General features: G+C 43.5%; 9 protein-coding genes and 1 rRNA gene. 2 read left to right on the forward strand and 8 right to left on the reverse strand.

Translation table 11 applies throughout. The features are described 5' to 3' along the window. Nucleotides 1-76: ribosomal RNA gene (locus VB732_RS18690) — 16S ribosomal RNA — on the reverse strand; the annotation flags it as partial. Nucleotides 77-795: 719 nt separating this feature from the next. On the opposite strand from VB732_RS18690, the gene VB732_RS18695 reads away from it, so the two are divergent. Continuing rightward, nucleotides 796-2,328 (forward strand): glycosyltransferase, encoded by a 1,533-nt coding sequence (locus VB732_RS18695; protein WP_323232406.1) that lies wholly within the window; start codon nt 796-798, stop codon nt 2,326-2,328. A 570-nt stretch (nt 2,329-2,898) separates the two neighbouring features. On the opposite strand, the gene VB732_RS18700 is transcribed toward VB732_RS18695, so the two are convergent. The 7 genes from VB732_RS18700 to VB732_RS18730 form a co-directional block, all read right to left on the reverse strand. After that, a complete protein-coding gene (locus VB732_RS18700; RefSeq protein ID WP_323232407.1) occupies nt 2,899-3,306 on the reverse strand; it encodes a hypothetical protein in 408 nt (135 codons plus the stop codon). After that, complete coding sequence (gene atzF / locus VB732_RS18705) at nt 3,303-4,688, reverse strand: allophanate hydrolase (RefSeq protein WP_323232408.1); 1,386 nt, start codon at nt 4,686-4,688, stop codon at nt 3,303-3,305. The genes VB732_RS18700 and atzF overlap by 4 nt, the downstream gene beginning before the upstream one ends. After that, complete coding sequence (gene uca / locus VB732_RS18710; protein WP_323232409.1) at nt 4,685-8,359, reverse strand: urea carboxylase; 3,675 nt, start codon at nt 8,357-8,359, stop codon at nt 4,685-4,687. The genes atzF and uca overlap by 4 nt, the downstream gene beginning before the upstream one ends. A gap of 204 nt (nt 8,360-8,563) precedes the next feature. Beyond that, entirely contained in the window at nt 8,564-8,899 is a 336-nt protein-coding gene (locus tag VB732_RS18715) for a hypothetical protein (RefSeq protein WP_323232410.1), read from the reverse strand. Nucleotides 8,900-9,088: 189 nt separating this feature from the next. Next, entirely contained in the window at nt 9,089-9,730 is a 642-nt protein-coding gene (locus VB732_RS18720) for an urea amidolyase associated protein UAAP2 (RefSeq protein WP_323232411.1), read from the reverse strand. Nucleotides 9,731-9,787: 57 nt separating this feature from the next. Beyond that, complete coding sequence (locus VB732_RS18725) at nt 9,788-10,546, reverse strand: urea amidolyase associated protein UAAP1 (protein WP_323232412.1); 759 nt, start codon at nt 10,544-10,546, stop codon at nt 9,788-9,790. Beyond that, nucleotides 10,506-10,745 (reverse strand): hypothetical protein, encoded by a 240-nt coding sequence (locus VB732_RS18730; protein WP_323232413.1) that lies wholly within the window; start codon nt 10,743-10,745, stop codon nt 10,506-10,508. Before VB732_RS18730 ends, VB732_RS18725 begins: the two co-directional genes overlap by 41 nt. A 260-nt stretch (nt 10,746-11,005) precedes the next feature. Here VB732_RS18730 and VB732_RS18735 point away from each other — a divergent pair, with 260 nt between their 5' ends. Further along, nucleotides 11,006-16,438 carry an AAA family ATPase gene (locus VB732_RS18735; protein WP_323232414.1) on the forward strand — a complete coding sequence of 1,811 codons (5,433 nt, stop codon included), beginning with the start codon at nt 11,006-11,008 and terminating at the stop codon, nt 16,436-16,438. The last annotated feature ends 35 nt before the right edge of the window (nt 16,439-16,473 follow it).

Genomic DNA, 16,473 nt, shown 5'->3' on the forward strand with positions numbered 1-16,473 from the left:
AAAGATTTCGTTCGACTTGCATGTGTTAAGCATACCGCCAGCGTTCATCCTGAGCCAGGATCAAACTCTCCGTTTTGAAGCGTTTGTAAGCTCATTAGCTGCTCTTTTTTAACTTCAGCTTAGTTATTCTTATTTTCTTTGACGCAAACTACTTGCTGTCTTTTCGCTTTCAAACTATAATATTTTCAAGGTTCTGTATCCCAAAAAGCGTTGCTCTTTCGCGCTCCGCTTCCGGCACTTATTCAATATAGCGAACCCAACTCTTTGTGTCAACTATTTTTTCCAAAATTATTTTGGACTGCGTTTTCGTCCCCTTGAAACTCCCCACAGTACCGGGTTGTAGGCAACAATGGTTTATAAACTGTGCCAACCAATGAAGGGGGAAGTATGAATTTTCAATCCGTTATAGCTTTATTGCATCACTTCTGGGGCAAGCGGGTCTTCCCGAAATGAGTGAAGCTCCTATCTATGCTGTTATGACTCGTGTTATTTTACGTAGTCTTGTTGTCTAAAGATTTACTTTATAAATGGCTTTTTAGCATTTATGTCATCCGATATATATGCATGAGCCGTAGTAGCGATTAACTTAAACATTAGGAAAATACGCGAATTAGCTGGGTTTAGGTTAAAGGGAACTATAAAACCCCTTTGACTTATTTTTGAATGTATTTATGTACAGCCTCACTGCCTGCGTTTCTTAGTATTAGGAGTTTTTAACAAGCTCACTAAGCTATTATGCTGCCGTCTTCAGGCAAAAATTTTTAGTAAAAATCAACCTGTATTAGGAAGTGGGCGATGCACATTGGATTTCTCAACCCTCAAGGCAATTTTGATTCAGGCAACAGTCACATAACGAAACACCCAGATTTTGGGGGTCAGCTGATCTATGTTAAGCAAGTCGCCATAGCTATAGCTCAAAAGGGACACAAAGTTGATATTCTCACTCGTCAAATCATTGACCCGGAGTGGCCGGAGTTTGCCCAAACGTTTGACACTTATCCAGGGATCGATAATGTCCGCATTATTCGTTTACCAGCTGGGCCAAAAGAATTTCTCTCTAAAGAGTTGTTATGGCCTCATCTGGTTATTGATTGGGTACCTAACATCTTGAACTTTTATCAACAGCAAGGTGGCTTACCTGATGCTATGACTGCTCACTATGGCGATGGAGGACTGTGTGGCGTTCTAATTGAAGAGGAGACAGGCATACCTTTTACCTTTACCGCTCATTCTCTGGGTGCCCAAAAGATGGACAAACTGGAAGTGACCCCAGAAAATCTCACAGAAATGGACGAGCAATTCCGTTTCAAATATCGCATTTTAGCCGAACGCCTGAGCATGAATCGCTCGGCCATCAATATCACCAGTACACGACAAGAACGCTTTGAACAGTATTCTCATCGAGTCTATGGTGGTGCAGTGGATGTAGACAACGATAATTCCTTTGCAGTGATTCCACCAGGAGCAGATTTCTCAGTTTTTGGTGCAAAGGCGCATTCCGAAAATGAGGAGGCTATCGAAGAACTCATTCAAAAGCGATTTACACGGGATATTGCAGAAGCCCGTCGAAATTTACCTGTCATCCTAGCATCCAGTCGATTAGAGCTTAAAAAAAATATATTAGGGCTGGTGCAAGCCTTCGCAATGAGTCCAACACTTCAAGAACGAGCTAACTTGATGCTAATTACAGGTGGGCTGGACGCTCCTTTACGAGAAGAGGCTAGTGACGGCATAGCTGAAGAGGTGTTGGCTCCGATTCGAGAGGTGGTCAAAGAAAACGACTTGTGGGGTAAGATCGCTGCATTTGGTTTGTTAGATCAATCTCAAGAGTCACTGGCAGCAGCTTATCGGTTTATGGTTAAACGCCGCTCAATATTTGCACTGACTGCACTCTATGAACCCTTTGGGCTTGCTCCTTTAGAAGCAGCTGTTGCAGGTTTACCAGTGGTAGCAACTAAGAACGGTGGCCCTAGCGAGAGCTTGCGAGAGAAAAATAAGGAATATGGCGTACTTGTTAATCCAGAAGATCCTGCTGATATTGCACGAGGTTTGGAGCGGTTGCTATGTGATGCTCACGAGTGGGAGTATTTTGCCCAAGCTGGTCAACAACGAGTCCTGAAAACGTACACTTGGGAATCTACTGCCGAAAACTACCTGACTTTGCTTGAGCAGATTTTATCTTCACCAAAAGCAGATTATGGGGCAGAACTCCTTCCCATCCATCCGTACTTTCGTAATCCAGAATCGCAGACCGATGTTTTTTTGGAAGAATTGAGCGACCTCTACTTTGGATCTAACCAAAGGTTACTAAGTAAATATAGCCTTTGAAGAAGCTTCAGGTAGTCATCCCAAAATAGCGATCTCAGCTATGAGCAGCCAGCACAAAACGTACTAACTGGTTCGGCAAACTGCTGGTTTTGCTCCATCAATGTAATTCTCAATTGTTTATCACTGATATCAAGTTCGGGTGATTACTTATAATAAAACTTATCAATGTAGGTTGGGTTGTAGCAAGATCCCCGTAGGGGTAGGGCAGTGAAACCCAACATGAACAAGGATCAAGCGTTGGGTTTCGTTCCTCAACCCAACCTACAGATGTTATAAGTATTTAACCGAGCCGGATATGATATCATACATGGTTAAATAATTGTCATTGCGAGTGCAACAAAGCAATCCTAAAAGCCTTGCGATTGCTTTGTTGCACTCGCAATGACGTATCACAAGTAATTTGCCAGACATGATATGACTATACGGCAGTATGTCGAGGACTATCGAGGGTTTTGGCTGGTATTATCGCTCAGGGCGAACATCTTCAAATCTAAATCAGCGATCGCATTGTTCATCAGATATTAATAACCCGCGATCGCACTATTGATACAATAGGTGAGCATTTCAAATTTACAAGCTAGCAAGATAGCTGCGCCAGCCACCATACTGGGAAATGTTTTGTGCATCAGGAATCACATAGGATTCACATAAAAATCCTTTAACCGAAGAACCGTCTTCTAGGTCTAAGGTTCCAATTACCAGGGGTGGCGGGACTGCGGCGACAAAAGTACCAAAGCCTTCTGCACTCAGTTGCCAAACTTCTACTTCAATACCTACCTCAGAACCATCAAGAACTTTTATTAATCCAGGTTTGGCTGGTTGGGTATTGGCAAGGGCATAAAAGCAGTATGTGGGGGCGGTTTTGCAGGTTTTTAGTAAGGTGGCATGGCGTTCTTGCAGTTGGTAGTTTAAGGGCTGCCCGGTGAGATGAGCGCCAACAACAGCAATATTAATCATGTTAGTGGATGCAGTTGTCATGGAGAGATCCTTACAGAAGTTGTTTTGCCATAAGTAACGCCCATCTGATGGTGATAGCGGATACCTAATTCACACAGTGCTGCGTCTTGAAATGCTTGCCCGATTAAGGTAATGCCAAAGGGTAAACCATTCGCACGAAAGCCACAGGGAAGGGCGATCGCACACAAGTCCATCAAGTTGACAAAATTGGTGTAGTAGCCCAAGTTGGTGTTGAGAGCGATCGCATCAGCTTCTACTTCCGCTTTGGTGTAGATAGTCCCTGTGGTAGGCAATGCCAGAATGTTGACTTTTTGCCACTGCTGTGCAGCTTGTTGTTTGAGTGCTTCTAAAGCGTAAAAACTCTTGAAAGTATCTACTGCTGTGTAGCGCAAACCATTGCTAATGATTTGGCGGACAACGGGATGAATGGCATCCGCTTGAGTTTCAAAGAAAGATTGAATAGCTGCTAGCCGTTCTGCCACCCAAGCACCGGAGTAGAGTAAATTAGCAGCTTGGTGGAAGGGCTGAAAATCAATTTCTACAAGATTCCCGCCGATCGCTTTTAACCTCTGCAATCCTTGTTCATATAAATCTGCTGCGGCTGCATCACCGAAGAACTGCAATTGCTCTGCCTTGGGAACTCCAAAGGAAAATGATGATGGAATTGCTGGGGTTTGTGGTGGAATTTGGCGGGAATAACTATCGCTGAAATCAAAGCCACGGGCAACTTGCCATAATATTGCAGCATCTTGGCAATTCAATGTGAAAATGGAAACGCAATCGAGCGAACGACAAGCAGGTACTACGCCGGACGTACTTAATACACCTCTGGTAGGCTTGAGTCCGACAATATTGTTAAATGCTGCTGGAACTCGTCCAGAACCGGCTGTGTCAGTGCCTAGTGAAAAGCTCACCAATCCTGCCGCGACTGCCACGGCGGAACCAGAACTAGAGCCACCGGAAATATAATCGTCATGGAAAACACTGCTACAGGCTCCATAAGGCGATCGCACTCCGACTAATCCTGTGGCAAACTGATCGAGATTGGTTTTACCGATCAAAATTGCCCCAGATTGGAGTAAGCGATCAACTACCGTTGCCGTTTTTTCTGGGATGTAGCTGTAGGCTGGACAGGCAGCAGTCGTAGGCATTTTTGCCACATCAATGTTATCTTTCACAGCGAAAGGGATGCCGTAGAGGGGCAAGTCATCAATATTCCTGTTAGCAAGAACTTGAGCTTGAGCGATCGCTTCTGCTTGTGGTAATAGATGAATCCAGACGGCATCGTTTCCTCGTGCAGCAATCCGGCGGTAAATTTCTGCAATAAGATCACTGGGTTGCAATTGCGCCGTTCGGTAAGCTGTAAGTAGTGATGCAATATCCAGGCTGATCGATGTCATCATGTTTCTCCTCGGACGATCGCTAATATCTGACCGGCAGTGACAAGTTGCCCCGGTTCGCAGAGGACTTCTACCACCGTTCCTGGATCGTCGGGTAACAGAGTCATTTCCTGCTTCATCGCTTCCAACACGATCGCACCTGTATCTTCGGTAATGCGATCGCCCACTTTGATTAACACCTGCCAGACGTTTGCTGTCGTTGGGGCGCTGAGAGCGTAGCAATCATCGGGAATAGTCGTTGCTGCTGCTGGTGGAAGATCGGCTGTAACAACACCGCTTTCATCTTCGGCTGTAACTTTCCAGCGATCGCGTTCTTCTCGAAAGGCAATTCGCTGACGGGTTTGGCATATCGTCGTCTCTTCGGTAATTTCTTGCAAGAACTGTTGATAGTCGCGGAATTTAAAGGTGGTTTCTTCAACTTTTAGTTTGAACTTGCCTTCAAGAAAATCCTCTCGATGGCGCATTAACTCCTCGTGGGAAACTGGATAAAATCGAATTTGATCGAAGAATCGCAACAGCCAAGGTTTACCATCTTGAAAATCTACGGTTTGTTTATAGCGGTTCCACATTTGTACAGTGCGTCCGACAAACTGATAGCCACCCGGCCCTTCCATCCCATAAACGCAGAGATATGCACCACCGATGCCGACTGCATTCTCAGGAGTCCAGGTACGCGCCGGATTGTATTTTGTGGTGACGAGACGATGACGCGGATCAAGGGGCACTGCTACTGGCGCACCGAGATAAACATCGCCTAAGCCCATCACTAAGTAACTCGCATTAAAGAGAATTTCCTTAACCTCTGCGATACTGCCCAATCCATTAATCCGCCGAATAAATTCAATATTGCTAGGACACCACGGTGCATCTTTTCGCACCGACTGCATATATTTTTGAATTGCTAGTTGAGTAGATTCATCATCCCAGGACAAGGGTAGATGTACAATTCGGGTTGGTACTTCCAACTCAGAAATATCTGGTAGATAAGATTCAATCTTTTGTAATGCAGTAACTAAATTTGATTGCGAAATCACACGACTATCATAGTGAATTTGTAGCGATCGCATTCCCGGCGTTAATTCCAAAACCCCATCAATCGAGTGCGTTTGCAGATGAGTCATTAACTCATGCACTCGGAAACGCAATTTCAAATCCAGTACCAAATCTCCGTATTCAATCAGCAAGTATTTATCACTCGCTTGGCGATAGGTAACGGCAATTTGCTCATCAGTTGCGAGAATTTCTGCCACAATTGCCTTGTACTGGGAACTGGGAACTGGGGACTGGGTAAGAAATTCTTTTGAGATTTGGTTAGGGTTTGAATCCACAAACTGATCTTCCCAGTACCCAATCCCTAGTCCCCAATCCCCAGTCCCCACTTCCAACGTTTCGATTTGCCGATCTAACTGGAATTCTTGTTGCAATGCTTGCTCAAAGGTGAGGCGACAGAACTGAATCGTGTTCCCCGGTTTGAGTTGCCCAATTTTCCAGAGTTCTGCTTCTGCGATCGCAGCAGGACATACAAAACCGCCCAAACTCGGCCCATCCAAACCCAGGATAATTGGCATATCTCCGGTGAAATCCACTGTCCCAACGGCATAAGCATTATCGTGAATATTAGAAGGATGTAGCCCCGCTTCACCGCCATCTTGCCGTGCCCATGTCGGTTTTGGCCCAATCAACCGAATACCTGTCCGCGCCGAGTTGTAATGTACTTCCCAATGAGTATTGAAAAAAGTCTCGATGTCTGCATCAGTGAAGAAATCCGGCGCACCGTGAGGCCCATACAAAACGCCAATTTCCCAATGATTGGAGTAGGTGGGAATCAATTCGGGGGCAATAGACTGCGACTCTTGGAATGCAGAAGGATTCAATTTGAGGACATCGCCCACCTGTAACGCTCTCCCACCGTGTCCACCAAACCCGCCCAGAGTAAAAGTTGCTTTACTGCCTAAATAGTCGGGTACATCAAATCCGCCTTGCACGCTAATATATGTGCGGAAACCATCGCCCTGAATATTGCCCAACCGTAGCGTACTTCCTGCTTTCACCGGAACTGCTGCCCAATAAGGAATCGGCTGTTTATCTAGAGTAGCTTTCATCTGCGCTCCCGTGAGGCAAATCACAGTGTCGCAATTGAAGCGCACAGAGGGGCCAGTTAGTGTACACTCTAACCCGGCTGCCGATTCAGGATTGCTTAAAATCCGGTTGCCCAACCGAAACGCTAGAGAATCCATTGGGCCAGAAGGCGGGACACCAACATTCCAATAACCCACCCGTCCCGGATAATCTTGAATGGTGGTCATTGTACCTGGAACCAGCACATCAATTGTATGCGGGTGATAGGTAAAGTTATTAGTAAATTTAGTGGTAATATTACCTTCGCTAAACGTAGAATCGGCAATAATTTGGCGCAGGTATTCCAAGTTAGTTTCAATGCCGTCGATGCGAGATTGAGCTAGAGCAGTTTGCAAAGTAGCGATCGCATCTTCTCTAGATTCACCATGCACAATTATCTTCGCCAACAATGGATCGTAAAACGGCGAAACTTTTGTGCCAGTAGCAATCCAGGTATCGCAGCGAATATCAGGCGCAAACTGCACTTGAGTTAACTCACCCGAACTCGGCTGAAAATTTTTATTTGCATCTTCGGCATACACCCGCACCTGAATTGAATGTCCTTGCGGTTGGTACTGATAGGATGGCAACTCTAGCGATTCACCCGCCGCTTGGCGCACCATCCACTCTACTAAATCTACACCTGTAATAGTTTCTGTTACACCATGTTCTACCTGTAGGCGGGTATTTACCTCTAAGAAGTAGAACTGTTGGGTATCCACATCGTAGATAAACTCAACCGTACCCGCCGACTGATAGCGAATTTCCTGACCGAGTTTGACGGCAGACTCATACAAACGCTGCCGCAAACTATCATTAATATTCGGTGCAGGGGCTTCTTCAATTACTTTTTGATTGCGTCGCTGCGTTGAACAATCACGTTCACCAAGGGCGACGACATTTCCTTTACCATCGCCAAAGATTTGCACTTCTATGTGCCGCGCCCGTTCGATGTATTTTTCTAAAAATACTCCACTTTGATTAAAGTTATTGCGACTTAAACGTTGCACATTGTCAAACAAGTCGGGCAAAGTGTCTTCACTGCGGCACAACTGCATTCCAATGCCGCCACCCCCGGCGGTACTTTTGATCATCACAGGATAGCCAATTTCCGCCGCCGCCTGTTTCACCTGTTGCAAATTATCTAGCAACAAACTACCGGGAACGAGTGGTACTCCGGCAGCTTGTGCGATCGCTCGTGCTTCATGTTTGAGTCCAAATTGCCGCAGTTGATCGGGTGTGGGGCCAATAAACACAATTCCTGCTACGGCACAAGCTTCGGCAAATGCGACATTCTCGCTCAAAAAGCCATAGCCAGGATGAATCGCCTCAACACCAGTTGCTTTTGCTGCTGCTAAAATCGCCTCTGTGCGAAGATAACTTTGCGCCGCCGCCGCTTCTCCCACACACACCGCTTCTCCAGCCGCCGCAACATGGGCAGCATGGGCATCAGCTTGGGAGTAAACTGCAACTGAGGCAATACCCAAGCGATCGAGGGTGCGAATAATCCGGCAAGCAATTTCGCCGCGATTGGCAATCAAAACTTTGTTGAACATCAGCGCTAAATCAATTAAGGGACTTCCAGTTAAAAAAACATCCCATCTTTCTTAGAGGTGCAAGTCCTTGCACCCCTATAAATCTACAAAATAATTTGGGATAATTTATTTTTTGCTAGTCCCTAAGAACTGAACCAGCAACTAACAAGCACAGGCAATATCCTATTTTTGCAGAAATAGTCTCTACCATTCATCGTCGTTCTTTTAGAATTTTGAAAATTCCGAGTTTAGAGGCTCAAGTTCCGAGTTCAGAGGTTTAAGTTCCGAGTTCAGAGGCTCAAGTTCCGAGTTCAGAGGTTTAAGTTCCGAGTTCAGAGGTTCAAGTTCCGAGTTCAAAGGCTCAAGTTCCGAGTTCAGAGGCTCAAGTTCCGAGTTCAGAGGTTCAAGTTCCGAGTTCAAAGGTTCAAGTTCCGAGTTCAAAGGTACAACTTCCGAGTTCAAAGGCTCAAGTTCCGAGTTCAGAGGCTCAAGTTCCGAGTTCAGAGGTTCAACTTCCGAGTTCAAAGGTTCAACTTCCGAGTTCAGAGGTTCAAGTTCCAAGTTTAAAGCTGGTAAGAGACTTCCAAAAAAATAAATTATCCCAAATTATTTGTAAATTTGTAGGGGCGCACATCTGTCAACATCTGTCATTAGTATCATGTTCGGTTAAGGCAAGAGACGCGATAAATCGCCGTCTCTACAAAGGACTAATTATTGTAGAGACGGCGATTTATCGCGTCTTCATGACCATCAAACAGCGTCCCAAACAATCAACCGGATTGGTGTGGGATTATAAGCATTGCAAGGATTGTTGATTTGTGGACAGTTAGAAATCAATACCATCACATCCATCTCTGCTTGGAGATCGATGATCTTTCCGGCTTCTGAAATCCCATCGACAATTTCCAATGTGCCGTCTTCGCTAACGGGAACATTCATGTAGAAATTTATATTGCTGACGAGATCGCGTTTGTTCATCTCATACTTGCTTAGTTCCAGCAAGTAATTCTCGACACAAGCGTGCAAATGTTTTTTGTGCAACCCATAACGAACTGAGTTGCTTTCCATACTACAAGCTCCGCCCAATGTATCGTGTTTGCCACACTCATCACGGATGACGGTCATCATCACATTTCCTTCATTGGAAATCAACTGAGTGCCTGTGGTAATGAAAATATTGCCTTGACGGACAATGGTATCAGGAGCGCTATAACGTTCTGAGGTATCGTAGGGGTTGTAAAACAATGTATCAACGGCTTGATTACCTAATAGATCGATAATCCGTAAAATTTGCCCTTTTTTAATTACTCTCGACCAAGGCTGACGGGCAACCAACTCCTGATCGTAAATTGCTTTTGCTGGATCGAGTTCAATGGGTAATGTTGCGACCATAATAAAACTCCTGTTCTATTCAGATATTAAGAAATTAAGTTACAGATTCCAGCCCAACTACTCCTGAGCAAACAAAGCATCAGTGTTAATGAAACCACGAATCACTTCTTCATTTGCAGTGCGACAAAGATCGTCTGGTGCAGGTGCAGGCGATTTCCAAACAGTAAGTTGAATTGGCTTAGGCTTGTAGACTGTATCGGGGTGTAATACATGGGGACAGTTTGAAATAATCACCAACACATTCATTTCCGCCCGCAAATCAATAAAACTGCCCGGTTTCTCATCGCCTGCAATATATTCCAAGTCTCCATTGGGACGCACTACCACCCGGCTGAACAAATTGAGGTTAGGCATTAGGTCTTTGCGGGTTAAACCACGCTTGCCCAACGCTTTAAGAAAATTGTTGCGGGAGTTGTTGTAATCGCTTTGGCCATATTTGTTGTAAGCCGCTTCGCCATACTTTGCAGCGTTGCTGGCAGTATTGCTACAACCACAAATTAGATCGTGATAGCCGCAGGTATCCTCGGTAATGGAGAAAAGAATCCGCCCCATATCAGAGTAAATTACCATACCCTTTTTGAGGAAAGCGTTGAACTGAATCTTGGCGGTATCTGCCACGTTCAGGCGCTCAATCGGGCTATCTGCGTTGTAGCAAATCATCGAAACACCTTGAGAACTTTCCAAATCAGTCACACGCAAAGTATTTCCCCGTTTGATAACGTAATGCCAATAAGCGCCACCAGGCAGCTTTTCATCGAGCAAAATTAGGTTTGGATCAATTGACCCCAAATTCGGCAGAATAGATGTTTGCACCATAAAATTCTCCTTTAACCAATAATCTGCCCAAAGTTGGGTTTTCCAATATTTTATATCCCTCTTCTGTCACTCTCTGAAAACATTTGTCATTTCTGACTTCCAGAGCTTTTGTACAGGAAGCGATCGCCAGATTTTTTCCTAATAACAAATACAATACCAATTTTTTTTCTAATAGTATAGCTTGTATTGATTGCCTCATGGGGCTTCTAGTGATCGCCCTCCCAGAAAGTGACAGAAGCCCTCAAGCAGATCGATAGTAGTCCTACTTTAAAAGCGTGAGTGATTGGTGCAGAAGAAATCAAACGTGAATGTTTAGAGATGTAGGTCAAAAAAAAACAAGATTTGGTTGTGGACGGCAGTTAAATTTTCAATCAGCAACGCCTAATTTTTAGCTCTTGTTGTAAAACAGCTTCAGACATCTGGGAATACTAAATCTGGAAATACTAAGGATTTAGCAGTATGGTCGGCATTCTTGTTAGAGTTCCCGGATATCACATAACTGAAGAACTTTACAACGGTTCCAGAACCCTAGTTTATCGAGGATATAGAGAGACTGACTCATTACCTGTAGTAATCAAACTGCTGAAAAATCCTTATCCCAGCTTCTCTGAACTCTTGTCGTTTCGCAACCAGTACACTATTGCTAAAAATCTCAACTCACCGCTAATCATCCAAACCTACAGCCTCCAAGCGTACCAAAATGGCTATGCGCTGGTGATGGAAGACTTTAGGGGGATTTCTCTAAAAGATTATATTACCTCTGACCAGAGGCAATATATCGCCTCTCTACAAGAGTTTTTACAAATTGCGATCGCACTGTGCAATACCTTAGATATATTATATCGAGAGCGGATTATTCATAAAGATATTAAACCCGCCAATATTTTAATTAATCCCAAAACAAAAGAAGTTAAATTAATTGACTTCAGTATCGCCTCGCTGTTACCACGGGAAACCCAAAATATACAAAACGCCAATACTCTAGAAGGAACTCTTGCCTATCTTTCACCAGAACAAACTGGACGGATGAATCGGGGAATTGACTATCGCAGCGACTTCTATTCATTAGGTGTCACCTTTTATGAATTACTTACGGGACAATTACCATTTATCTCCGACGAACCAATGGAATTGCTGCATTGTCATCTGGCAAAAACTCCCATTGCAGTGCATCAGATAAATCCTAATATTCCATTCATTTTATCTGAAATTATCAGCAACTTGATGGCTAAGAATGCCGAAAATCGCTATCAAAGTGCATTAGGAATCAAGCACGATCTGGAGATTTGTCTAAGTCAATTACAAGCCACTGGTAACATTGAATATTTTCCATTGGGAGAGCGAGATATTAGCGATCGCTTTACCATCCCAGAAAAACTCTACGGTCGAGAAAAAGAAGTTGCTCAACTATTAGCTGCCTTTGAAAAAGTCAGTACAGGTAGTACAGAAATGATGCTAGTGGCAGGTTTTTCTGGCATTGGGAAAACTGCCGTTGTAAATGAAGTTCATAAACCCATTGTTCGCCAACGAGGCTACTTTATTAAAGGCAAATACGACCAGTTTGGGCGCAATATTCCCTTTAGCGCCTTTGTCCAAGCCTTCCGAGATTTAATGGGGCAATTCCTTTCGGAGTCAGACGCACAACTACAAATCTGGAAAACCAAGATTCTCGAAGCCGTCGGAGAAAACGGACAAGTCTTAATTGATGTTATTCCATCGCTAGAGTGCATTATCGGCAAACAACCCCCAGCCACAGAACTATCGGGAACTGCTGCCCAAAATCGCTTCAATCTGCTGATGCAGAAATTTGTGCAAATCTTCACTAGCATTGAACATCCCTTAGTAATATTTTTAGATGATTTACAGTGGGCCGATTCTGCATCGCTGAAATTGCTGCAATTGTTGATGTCAGGAACAGGGCATTTATTAATTTTAGGTGCATATCGGGATAATGAAATATCATCGGCTCACCCATTCATCCTGACTGTAGATGAGATCGTCAAAATAGGGGCAGTGGTTAATACTATTACACTGCGATCGCTAAGTTTAACTGATATGAATCAATTGGTGGCCGATACGCTAAATTCCGAGTTATCTCTAGCTCAACCATTAACAGAATTACTATTGCAAAAAACCAAAGGTAATCCTTTTTTTACCACGCAATTTCTCAAAGCATTATATGAAGGTGGACAGATTAGTTTTGACTTAAAAACACGATATTGGCAGTGTGATATCGCTCAAGTCAGAGCCTTAGCACTCACCGGTGATGTGGTGGAGTTTATGGGGCTGCAATTGCAAAAGTTGCCAAAGGAAACTCAGAATGTTCTCAAACTTGCGGCTTGTATTGGGGCACAGTTTGATTTGAATACGCTGGCGATCGTTTCTGAACAATCATTAGAAGCAACGGCGGCTGATTTATGGAAAGCTTTGCAAGAAGGGTTGATTATTCCGAATACGGAAATTTATAAGTTTTTTATTCAGTTTGATAGTGCATCGGTTTCTAATGCCGCAGCAAATCCGACTTATCGGTTTTTGCACGATCGCATTCAACAAGCCGCCTATTCCCTGATTCCCAACTCTGAGCAACAAATTACCCATCTAGAAATCGGTAGATTACTAGTTTGCAACAGTAGCGAAACCCAGCGTCAGGAAAAAATCTTTGATATTGTAGGTCATTTTAACTTAGCCGCCGAGCTAATTACCCTGCCTCAAGCCCGCTATGAATTTGCCACCCTAAACTTGCAGGCAGGCAAAGCTGCCAAAGCTTCCGCCGCCTTTGATGCTGCCTTCATGTTTGTTAGCAAAGGCATTGATCGGCTGCCAGATGGACAATGGCAAGATAACTATCCCTTGACTTTGGCACTGTATGATTTAGGCGCTGGAGTCGCTTACTTATGCAGCCAATTTGAGCAAACAGATCGACTAATTGCCTCAATTTTGCAAAATGCGAGAAACTTACTCGATAAAGTTACTGCCTACGAAACTAAAATATTGGCTGAAATTGCTCAAAATCAGATGCCAGATGCTATTTGTACTGCCCTAGATGTGCTAAAGCAGTTGGGAATTCAGCTTCCTAAACAACCTACTAAAATTGATGTCTTGCTGGGATTAACCAAAACTAAGCTGATATTGGGGACTAAAAAAACAGCGCAGTTAATCGATTTGCCCAAGATGAACAATCCCCAAGCACTAGCAGCTATGCGAATTTTATCGAGTGCGACATCTGCGACTTTTTTCTGTGCCCCACAATTGATGCCACTATTCGTATTTGAGCGGATTAACTTATCGGTTCGCTACGGTAATACCGCCCTCTCAGCCGTTGCCTACGCTTGGTATGGACTGATTCTTTGTGCGGTGGTGATGGATGTTGAAGCGGGTTATCAGTTTGGACAATTAACTCTGCAAGTATTAGAGCGTTTTAATGCTACTGATTCAAAAGCACAAGCTCTCTTCATAAACTGTACCGCAATCAGCCATTGGCGCGAACCTCTGAGAGACACCATTCCACCCCTGTTAGAGGCTTACCAAACAGGGCTGGAAACAGGAGATTTAGAATATGCGACTTGGGCGGCGTTTATGTATTCTTACAGCCAGTATTGGGCAGGAAAACACTTGAGCGAGATGGAACCAATAATCCGATCGCTGATGGTAGCGATCGCCCCATTGAACCAGAAAAAGGGCTTAATTTACCTGCAACTTATTCATCAACTTGTCTTAAATCTTCTGGGTAATATCAAGAATCCCAGCATCTTATCGGGGGAAAGTTATCAAGCCGCCAAGGTAATTCCTGGACAACAAGCCAGCAAAGATAACTTAGGGTTGTTCATGAGCTATGTTAATCAACAATACTTACATTATTTGTTTGAAGAGTATGCACAAGCCGTTGAAAAAGCGAAGGTAGCAAAACTTTATCTTGACGGTGGTGTATCAACAGTTTTCACAGTCCTGTATTACTTTTATGAATCCCTAGCGCAGTTGGCTGTTTATCCCCAAGTCCCATCTTCAGAACGTCAGCAAATTCTCAAGCAGGTTAAAGGGAATCAAAAAAAACTGAAGAAGTGGGCATTTCACGCCCCAAGTAATTACCAACATAAGTTTTTACTGGTAGAAGCAGAACAATATCGGATACTGAAGAAATATCCAGAGGCGATCGCTCTTTACGATCGCGCCATCGCCCTCGCCAAAGAAAATCAATACCTCAACGAAGAAGCATTAGCCAACGAACTTGCCGCCAAATTCTATCTCGATTGGGGCAAAGAAAAAATCGCTCAAGTCTACATGGCTGAAGCCTATTATTGTTACACCCGTTGGGGAGCCAAAGCCAAAGTGGTTGATTTAGAAACGCGCTATCTTCAGCTACTCGCCACAGTTTTGCAAAAACAGCAACCATCTTTCATGCCCAAGGAAACAATAATTCCTATCTCCTCTTACACGCTGCAAATTTCCACCCACAGTAGTACTAGCTTCTCAGAAGCCTTCGATCTAGCGACTATTCTCAAAGCTTCTCAATCGCTCTCCAGTGAAATTGAGTTAGAGAAATTACTCTCAACTCTACTTGAGATCGTACTCGAAAGTGCAGGGGCTGATAAATGTGCGTTGCTGATGCCTTCATCCAATCGCTGGGTAATTGAGGCATTCTCTCAACTCGAACAGCCTGCCATTATTTTGCGTTCGCTACCCGATGATAATGGTCAAAGAGTACCCGTTACCTTAATCAATCGAGTCAAAAATACCCTCTCCTTGGCTGTAATTGAGAATGCAGTAGTTGATCCAACCCTAGCGGCTGACCCTTATATTATTCGTTTTTCACCTAAGAGTATTCTGTGTGCGCCAATTCTCAACCAAGGCAAATTGATTGGCATTTTGTACCTAGAAAATAACCTGACAGTGGGAGCGTTTACTAGCGATCGCCTACAAGTTCTCAAACTTATAACTACTCAAGCAGCTATTTCTCTTGAAAACGCCCGATTATATCACAAATTAGAGAATTATTCCCATACTCTGGAGCAAAAAGTAGAAGAACGCACCCAGGAAATAACAGAAAAAGCTACTCAGCTAGAATTAACACTGGAGAAGCTTTACTCGACTCAAGCCCAACTTATTCAATCAGAAAAAATGTCCAGTTTAGGACAGCTAGTTGCGGGAATTGCTCATGAAATTAATAATCCAATTAATTTCATCTATGGCAACTTACAGCCAGCGAGTGAATACGTTGTATCCTTAATTGAATTAAATAATTTATATCAACAACTTTATCCGCAACCATTGCCAGAGATTGCCGAGAAAATCGCCGATATTGAATTAGAATTTATGGTGGATGATTTACAAAAGCTCCTGTCATCGATGAGGGTAGGAGCAGATCGCATCCGTCAAATTGTGCTGTCACTGCGAAATTTTTCCCGCTTGGATGAATCAGAAATCAAACCAGTAGACATTCACTCTGGTATTGATAGCACGCTGTTAATTTTGCAGCATCGACTTCAAAATAATAGTAAACATCCAGAAATTACAGTTATTCAAAAATATGGTCAAATTCCTTTTGTTAATTGTTATGCATCTGCTCTCAATCAAGTATTTCTAAATATTATAAATAATGCTATTGATGCTTTAGAAGAATCAGATACAAATTCCCAGCCGACTATTATTATTCAGACGGAATCAAAAGAAACTAAAAAGATACTTATCCGCATTATAGACAATGGTGTAGGGATGAGCAAGTCTGTGCAAAATAAGATATTTAATCCCTTTTTTACGACTAAACCCATAGGCAGTGGTACAGGGTTGGGATTATCAACTAGCTATTCGATTGTCGTAGAAAAACATGGAGGTCAGTTAAGCTGTATTTCCGCACCAGGAGAGGGTACAGAATTTATCATTGAAATTCCGGTGTAATTTTTTATATATACTAAAAATATCTATAGTAAATG

The organism is Nostoc sp. UHCC 0252 (genome assembly GCF_034931145.1).
Lineage (GTDB): Bacteria > Cyanobacteriota > Cyanobacteriia > Cyanobacteriales > Nostocaceae > Nostoc.

Bases quoted from the DNA above. Each gene is read 5' to 3' on its own strand.
- VB732_RS18735 (WP_323232414.1), top strand. From the start codon at position 11,006: ATGGTCGGCATTCTTGTTAGAGTTCCCGGATATCACATAACTGAAGAA.
- VB732_RS18730 (WP_323232413.1), bottom strand. From the start codon at position 10,745: ATGAGGCAATCAATACAAGCTATACTATTAGAAAAAAAATTGGTATTG.
- VB732_RS18725 (WP_323232412.1), bottom strand. From the start codon at position 10,546: ATGGTGCAAACATCTATTCTGCCGAATTTGGGGTCAATTGATCCAAAC.
- VB732_RS18695 (WP_323232406.1), top strand. From the start codon at position 796: ATGCACATTGGATTTCTCAACCCTCAAGGCAATTTTGATTCAGGCAAC.
- uca (WP_323232409.1), bottom strand. From the start codon at position 8,359: ATGTTCAACAAAGTTTTGATTGCCAATCGCGGCGAAATTGCTTGCCGG.
- VB732_RS18700 (WP_323232407.1), bottom strand. From the start codon at position 3,306: ATGACAACTGCATCCACTAACATGATTAATATTGCTGTTGTTGGCGCT.
- atzF (WP_323232408.1), bottom strand. From the start codon at position 4,688: ATGATGACATCGATCAGCCTGGATATTGCATCACTACTTACAGCTTAC.
- VB732_RS18720 (WP_323232411.1), bottom strand. From the start codon at position 9,730: ATGGTCGCAACATTACCCATTGAACTCGATCCAGCAAAAGCAATTTAC.